Source organism: Oleiphilus sp. HI0132 (assembly GCF_001635845.1).
The window spans coordinates 1-6563 of the sequence record NZ_LWGJ01001177.1; the positions used below are offsets into that span (position 1 = coordinate 1).

4 protein-coding genes are annotated in these 6563 nt (G+C 44.2%); all 4 read left to right on the forward strand.

From position 1 onward, the window contains the following. On the forward strand, window positions 1-561 hold a 561-nt coding region (locus tag A3766_RS16720), incomplete at its 5' end, for an ACT domain-containing protein (RefSeq protein ID WP_156508938.1). A 63-nt stretch (window positions 562-624) separates the two neighbouring features. Beyond that, window positions 625-2019: a threonine synthase gene (thrC, locus tag A3766_RS16725; protein ID WP_068510824.1), complete on the forward strand. Its 1395-nt coding sequence runs from the start codon at window positions 625-627 to the stop codon at window positions 2017-2019. 96 nt (window positions 2020-2115) lie between these two features. After that, complete coding sequence (gene recJ, locus A3766_RS16730; protein ID WP_197470248.1) at window positions 2116-3873, forward strand: single-stranded-DNA-specific exonuclease RecJ; 1758 nt, start codon at window positions 2116-2118, stop codon at window positions 3871-3873. Between the two features lie 111 nt (window positions 3874-3984). After that, the coding region (locus tag A3766_RS16735; RefSeq protein WP_068642542.1) for an ATP-binding protein at window positions 3985-6563 on the forward strand (2579 nt) is incomplete at its 3' end.

Here is a 6563-nt window from a genome sequence, read left to right on the forward strand (position 1 = left end):
ACGCGTAAGCATGAAAATGGTTTTGAGCTTCGAGTTCATCCGACGTTAATCCCTCAGGACCAGCTGATCGCTAAAGTCGATGGCGTAATGAACTCGGTATTGGTCGATGGTGATGCGGTTGGTCAAACATTGTACTATGGTGCCGGTGCTGGCTCAGAAGCAACAGCTTCAGCGGTAATTGCGGATATTATTGATATCGCACGAATAGGCGATAATAAAGGCTTTGTACCGGTTCCTTACCTTGGCTTCAGCGCTGACAAGATTCAAGACTTATCGGTACTGCCAATCGAAGAAATATCTTCTGCGTATTACTTGCGTGTTACTGCTGAGGACCACCCGGGCGTATTGGCCAAGATCGCGTCGATTATGAGTGACCTGGGGATTAATATTGAGTCAGTGATGCAAAAAGAAACCGACCGAGAGGGTGATTGCATTCCGCTTGTATTATTGACCCATGAAGTGCAAGAGAAGCAAATTAATACTGCTATAGAGCAGATAGAAGCGCTTGAAACGACAAGAAAAGAAGTCGTGAAGATACGCGTTGAGCACTTTAACCATTAATTAGAAGAACCTGAAGGCAGAGCCTTCTTGTTTACGATAGAAATTTTGCTTGGATAGATAAACGTGAAATATATTAGCACACGCGGCGAAGCGCCCCCTTTATCATTTGAAGATGTTTTGTTGACTGGTTTAGCGCCAGATGGTGGGCTCTATGTACCCGAAACCTTACCTCGTTTTACTCAGGAAGAAATCGCATCCTGGGCAGGCCTTCCATACTCTCAGTTAGCTTTCAATGTTATGTACCCCTTTGTTGAAGGTGAAATTCCTGAAGATGATTTCAGGGACATGGTTGAAAAAACCTATGAGGTGTTTGATCACTCTGCCGTCGCACCTTTAGTGCAAGTGGATGCTAACGAGTGGGTGATGGAGTTATTCCGCGGTCCTACACTGGCATTTAAAGACTTTGCCTTACAGCTACTAGGTCGCTTGTTGGATTATGTGCTTAAGAAAAGAAATGAGCGTGTAGTTATTATGGGTGCGACTTCTGGCGATACTGGTTCTGCCGCGATAGAAGGCTGTAAACACTGCGACAACGTCGACATCTTTATTTTGCATCCGCATAACAGAGTATCGGATGTACAGCGTAAACAAATGACGACGGTATTGGGTGATAACGTTTTCAACATTGCTATTGAAGGTAACTTCGATGACTGTCAGCACATGGTTAAAAACAGCTTTGCTGACCAGTCCTTTTTAGAAGGTACTCGCCTGGTTGCTGTGAATTCAATAAACTGGGCGCGAATTATGGCTCAGATTGTCTATTACTTCAGTGCATCCTTAGCGCTTGGTGGCCCTCATAGGAGTGTTGCTTTTTCGGTTCCAACTGGTAATTTTGGCGATATTTTTGCGGGTTACTTAGCTCGGAATATGGGTTTACCTATTAGTCAGTTAGTTGTTGCTACTAACAAAAATGACATTCTGCATCGTTTTATCAGTGCTAATCACTATAAAATGCAGCCTTTAGAGCACACACTTTCCCCAAGTATGGATATTATGGTCTCAAGCAACTTTGAGCGTTTAATGTTCGACTTATATGGACGCGACGGAAAGGCTTTGGCGAAGCAGATGGAATCCTGGAAAACTGACGAAGGTTCCGTAGAAGAGTATCGCTGGCGTGCTGCCAGAAAGCTCTTTGATAGCTGGTCTCTGAATGATGAGCAAACATGTCAGTTGATTAAGGATGTTTACGAAGAGACTGAATACTTGATTGATCCACACACTGCTATTGGTGTGGGTGCCGCACGCGAGTGCCGCCGTGATGGCAGTATACCAATGATTACCTTGGCTACTGCACACCCTGTTAAGTTTCCTGAAGCTGTCGAGAAGTCCGGGCTTGATGTAGCGCCAGAGCTTCCCCACCATATGAAAGACCTTTATGATAGGGAAGAGCGTTATGAGGTTCTTCCAAATGACATGGCTAAAGTACATGCCTTTGTCGCAAAGCACAGACGCGGCTAAGCATATCTGTGATTAAAAAAGCCGGACGCTGTTCCGGCTTTTTTGTGGCTTATGTAATTCACTTCGTCGGTTCTTACTTTTACCAAACAGGCTCCAATGATGAAAATAGTTAGACGCACGCTCTCGGAAGGGGCTCCGGTGATGGACGGGTTTTCGCCATTATTAAGCCGGATTTATCAGGCGAGAGGGGTGCACAGTGCGAAAGAGTTAAGCTATCAACTTGCTGACCTGGAATCATCATCTTCTCTAAAAGGCCTGAACGAGGCGCTTGAAGTTTTATATAATGCGCTCGTTGCACAGCAGCATATCTTAATTCTTGGAGACTTTGACTGCGATGGTGCGACGAGTACAGCCTTGGCTGTTCTTGTACTTCGAGAGATGGGGGCGAAAGAGTGCTCTTATATTGTGCCCAACCGTTTTGAATTCGGCTATGGCCTGACGCCAGAAATCGTTGACTATGCTGCAAAATTAAAGCCTGACCTAATCGTTACTGTTGATAATGGTATTGCTAGTGAAGCAGGCGTAGAGCGGGCCAAGTCACTCGGTATTAAGGTTTTGGTTACTGATCATCACTTGCCGGGAGATACCCTACCTAAAGCTGATGCAATCGTGAATCCAAATCAACTCGGTTGTGAATTTCCCAGCAAAAATGCCGCAGGGGTAGGGGTTATATTTTATGTTTTAAGTAGTCTTAGAACCTTGCTTAAAAAGAGACAATGGTTTGAACAGAGACAGCTTAAAGAACCCAATATGGCTTCATATCTTGATTTGGTTGCTTTGGGGACTGTCGCTGATCTGGTGGCGCTCGATCACAACAATCGCGTACTGGTTTCCCAAGGGCTTAAACGTATTCGGGCAGGTTATTGTCGTCCTGGAATCAAAGCGCTTTTGTCGCTCGCGGGTAAGGAGTTGTCGGGCGTTAAATCGAGTGATATGGGGTTTATCGTTGGTCCGCGGCTAAATGCGGCGGGTCGCCTTGATGATATGTCACAGGGTATCGAATGCCTATTAGCTGATAGCGAGGTTAGGGCAATGTCTATCGCGCAGCGCCTGGACCAGCTGAATGTCGAGCGCAAGCGCATTGAAGCCGAAATGAAACAGGATGCTGAAGCCCAGGTACAAAGCATTCTGGACAAGTCTACGGAAAGCTTGGCTCTTGAGAACTTGTCGTGGGGGTTGAGCTTATATGAGCCACATTGGCACCAAGGTGTCATTGGGATATTAGCTTCACGTATCAAAGAGCTATTTCATCGGCCCGTAATCGCTTTTGCGCCTGCTAGCGATGATCCGCTGATTCAGAATAGGGAGCTAAAAGGATCTGCGCGCTCTATACCCGGGCTTCATATGCGCGATGCTCTGGACCTGGTATCTAAGCGCCACCCAGAGCTGATTAAAAAGTTTGGTGGCCATGCGATGGCGGCGGGTTTGTCGATTGATGAAGCGAGCTATCCGCATTTTAATGAAGCGTTTGACCAAGTCGTAAGAGAGTTATTGAGGGAAGAGGATATGGAGTCGGTTATCCTTACCGATGGCCCATTGAATGAGTATGAGTCAACAGTTCAGCAAATAAGAGAGCTTGAAGCTGCTGGGCCTTGGGGTCAACGCTTTCCAGAACCTTGTTTTGAAAATACCTTTGAATTGGTACAGAGCAGAGTATTAAAAGAAAAACACCTCAAGCTAGTATTAAAAATGGAAGGTGGTCATGAGTTGTTTGACGCGATTCAATTTAATAGTCCATGGGTAAGTCAGCACTTGCCTGAAATGGCTAGAGTGGTCTTTAAACCGGGAATAAACGAGTTTCGAGGGCGAGTAAGTGTTCAATATATTATTGAGTATTTAGAGCCAGTTTCATGATTATTATCGTAAAAGCAGGCGTTCTTTCTTTGGAATAGAGCTTCGAATTTCTCTTTTACCAATCTATTGCCTATACTTTTTCCATATTTCTTGGACGAAAGAACGAGTGCTATGAAGCAGGAAAGTAAGAAAGTTGTTGGCCCTTCAATGAAGCGAAGAGATCCAAGAACGGAACAAATCACCAAAGAACTATCAGAAGATCTTTCAACTAATAAGCATACTCAGCACCAGGATGACTGTGCTAGAGCTGAACGAAGTGCACATGTAGGTCCCAGAAATAGAGTCTTCAGCAGTTTGATCTTTAAAATGAGCTTGGGCCTTGTTCTGTTTATCGCAGCAGTTGTAGCCGCCAGCTATTTTGTGACTCAGACAAAAGGCAAGCAGGTCATTTCCGAGCAGGCTGAAAAGCTAAATCGAGAGATTGGCCAGAATATTGTTTTAAAGCTGCAACAACGCCTTGTTGCGACTGAGACATTGACCACGACTTTAGCAAAACTCGGTGTCTCGCTTTCCAAAGATGTTGCTACATTTAAAGATTTATTGCCAAAGGTTATTGATCAAGCGGGAATGTCAAAGCTTGTTGCCGGTGGTGGTGTTTGGCCCGAACCCAATCAGTTCAAAGAAGGCGTGGAACGTCGGTCCTTTTTTTGGGGGAGAAATGAGCAAGGTGTCTTAGAGTATTTCGACGATTACAACGACCCCAAAGGGAATGGCTACCACAACGAAGAATGGTATGTTCCTGCCCGTTATTTAAAACACGGGCGTGCTTACTGGTCAAAGTCTTATATGGACCCTTATTCATTAGAACCGATGGTAACTTGTACGGTGCCAATGTTCGAGAATGGCGTTTTCAAGGGTGTCGCAACAATCGATCTAAGGTTAACTGGCTTGTCTGAGTTTATGTCTGAGCAGGCAAAATTAATTGGGGGCTATGCTTTTGCCTTAGATCGAAATAATCGCTTACTGTCATTCCCAGTCGAAGTTAATAAGCAAGCTCAGTTCCTAGACCTCAAAGGCTTCGTCAAACATGAATATCCGACTATGTCAGACATTTCAGCAACTAACTCCGGTTTCCAGCAAATAGAAAGTTACCTTAAAACGGTAAGTACTTCGCTCAGTAATGGGGCAGGTGATGATAAATTCAGTGCTGAAGTTAAACGCTTAGCAGAGGTGCTGGCTGAAGAATCTTATCAGGTTGAAGTTGAAGAAGGCTCTACGATAGCCGCTTTCTTGTTAGGTTTGCGGTTTGAAGCCTCAACAAATAAACCACTAATCTTGAAAGATGACCCTATTCTATTAGAGGCTTCATCAATCAGAGTCTTGAGCCTTCCCAATATTGGCTGGAAGATCGTACTATCTATGCCTGCCCGGTATAGTATTGCGGTAGTAGATGAAATATCTGACGGCCTATTAAGCAATCTCTTAGTACTGTTAGTTTTCAGTGCTCTCTCTTATATTATCTTCTTCAACCTGGTCTTCATGGAGCCTATTAATAAGCTGACCCAGCAGGTGAGAAAGCTTGTTAGCCGTGAAGATTACGTAACGCGTCTGAAAATACCTAGCAGTAGCGAACTTTCCCAGTTAGCGAGCTGGTTTAATATTCGTACCTCTCAGCTGAGTGAAACCTTAGATGAGCTTAAGCAGCGAAACTCACAGTTGGATGACGCCAGAGAAGTTGCTGAAAGCGCTAACAGAAGTAAAAATATTTTTCTCGCATCCATGAGTCATGATATTCGAACGCCAATGAATGCCATCATTGGTTTGTCGGATGTGTTAAAGAAAACCAAACTCGATGCTGAGCAGGATAAGTTTGTAAATGTTATCAACTCTTCAGCTCAGGCTTTATTGTCCTTAATTAACGATATAATGGACTTTTCTAAGATCGAGGCGAATCAGTTAGATCTAGAAAGCATTCCTTTCGATTTGCGTCAGGTAGTTGATGACTGTGCAGATCTAATCAATTTTCAGGCACAAGAAAAGCGTTTGGAATTTATTTATTATCTATCTCCAGATATCAATCGCTGGGTCAAAGGCGACCCGAATAGAATACGACAGGTTATTCTGAATCTTGCTGCAACTGCGGTCAAGTTTACCAGTTCCGGGCGAGTTGAATTGTGGTTGGAATCGGCTTACCAGAATGACAACAATACCCAGCTAATTGTGGAAGTTCGAGATACCGGTATAGGGCTATCAAAAACTGCGCAAAGTAAGCTGTTTACTCCTTTCGTTCAAGGTGACTCTTCGACAACTGGAAAGTATGGCGGTACGGGCTTAGGGTTGACTATTTGTAAGCACTTGGCTGAGTTGATGGGTGGTAGCGTAGACTTTAGAAGTGAAGAAGGTATTGGCACAACGTTTATTTTCAAACTCAAACTGCAATGCCAGCAAGACAAAAATGTAGTACTACATGACGCTCAAAGAAAAACTGCATTGCCGACTAAAGTTCTATTGCTGGAAGGCAAGGATCACTTCCAAAACAGTGTGCTGGAACAGTATTTTAGAGCAGCAAAGATTGAATTTGAAACCTTCGTTAGTGTCTCATCCTGGTTGTCAGTGTTGGCTAAAGAAAGCCCTGATTCCTTGGTAACAGTATCGGTTGATTCCACCTTGCTATATGAACTCGAGTCAATGGAATCCCAGCTGCCTGACCCCCTTAAAAACCATAAAACTGTTTTAATGACTGATAAGGA

Excerpts from the sequence above, each read along its gene's own strand:
- recJ (WP_197470248.1), top strand. The coding sequence starts at position 2,116 with ATGATGAAAATAGTTAGACGCACGCTCTCGGAAGGGGCTCCGGTGATG.